The sequence below is a fragment of the Streptomonospora sp. PA3 genome (assembly GCF_009728995.1).
In the GTDB taxonomy this organism is placed as follows: domain Bacteria; phylum Actinomycetota; class Actinomycetes; order Streptosporangiales; family Streptosporangiaceae; genus Streptomonospora.
Genome location: NZ_VTZW01000001.1, coordinates 1 through 1,494, shown reverse-complemented (window position 1 = coordinate 1,494; position 1,494 = coordinate 1). Strand labels below are relative to the sequence as shown.

Below are 1,494 nucleotides of genomic sequence, written 5' to 3'. Positions count from 1 at the left end.
AACCCGGGTGGGGTAGCCGTAGCGAAAGCGAGTCTGAACAGGGCGGTTGAGTCGCATGCTGTGGACCCGAAGCGGGGTGATCTACCCATGGCCAGGGTGAAGCGGAGGTAAGACTTCGTGGAGGCCCGAACCCACCAGGGTTGAAAACCTGGGGGATGAGCTGTGGGTAGGGGTGAAAGGCCAATCAAACTCCGTGATAGCTGGTTCTCCCCGAAATGCATTTAGGTGCAGCGTCGTGTGGTGCTCCCCGGAGGTAGAGCTACTGTTTGGCTGATGGGCCCGACAAGGTTACTGAGGTCAGATAAACTCCGAATGCCGGTGGAGCCGAGTGCGGCAGTGAGACTGCGGGGGATAAGCTTCGTGGTCGAGAGGGAAACAGCCCAGATCATCAGCTAAGGCCCCTAAGGGTGTGCTAAGTGGGAAAGGTTGTGGAGTTGCTGAGACAACCAGGAGGTTGGCTTAGAAGCAGCCATCCTTGAAAGAGTGCGTAATAGCTCACTGGTCAAGTGATTCTGCGCCGATAATGTAGCGGGGCTGAAGTACACCGCCGAAGCTGTGGGGCCGGCACGTTGTGTGTCGGTTGGTAGGGGAGCGTCGTGCATCCGGTGAAGCTGCGGGGTGACCTTGTGGTGGAGGGTGTGCGAGTGAGAATGCAGGCATGAGTAGCGATACCGGAGTGGGAAACTCCGGCGCCGATTGACTAAGGGTTCCTGGGGCAGGTTGATCCGCCCAGGGTGAGTCTGGACCTAAGGCGAGGCCGACAGGCGTAGTCGATGGGCAACGGGTTGATATTCCCGTACCCGTGCGCGTGCGCCCATGCTGATAGCCCTGATGCTGACCATGCCGGGTGCTTGTGCCGCTTTCGGGCGGTGCGGGTGGCCTGGTCTGGGACCCGAGGGGTGTGTAGGCAAGTGATGGGGTGACGCAGTGGGGTAGCCCTACCCGGCGGTGGTTGTCCGGGGGTAAGCGTGTAGCCCGGGGTGGTGGTAAATCCCTGCCCTGTTATGTGGGTGAGGCGTGATGCCGAGCCGTTTTCGGCGAAGTGGGTGATCCCGTGCTGTCGAGAAAAGCCTCTAGCGAGTGCGTGTGCGGCCAGTACCCGAAACCGACGCAGGTGGTCAGGTAGAGTATACCGAGGCGTTCGGGTGATCCGTGGTTAAGGAACTCGGCAAATTGTCCCCGTAACTTCGGGAGAAGGGGAGCCCTGTCCGGTGATCAGGTTTTCCCTGTGAGCTGGGTGGGGTCGCAGATACCAGGGGGAAGCGACTGTTTATTAAAAACACAGGTCCGTGCGAAGTCGTAAGACGCTGTATACGGACTGACGCCTGCCCGGTGCTGGAACGTTAAGAGGACCGGTCAGCAGGCTTTTGTGCCTGTGCCGCTGGGAATCTAAGCGCCAGTAAACGGCGGTGGTAACTATAACCATCCTAAGGTAGCGAAATTCCTTGTCGGGTAAGTTCCGACCTGCACGAATGGCGTAACGACTTCCCCGCT

At 59.2% G+C, this 1,494-nt stretch carries 1 rRNA gene; it reads left to right on the top strand.

What is annotated here, in order from left to right:
• Positions 1 to 1,494, top strand: a 23S ribosomal RNA gene (locus FZ103_RS00005); the annotation flags it as partial.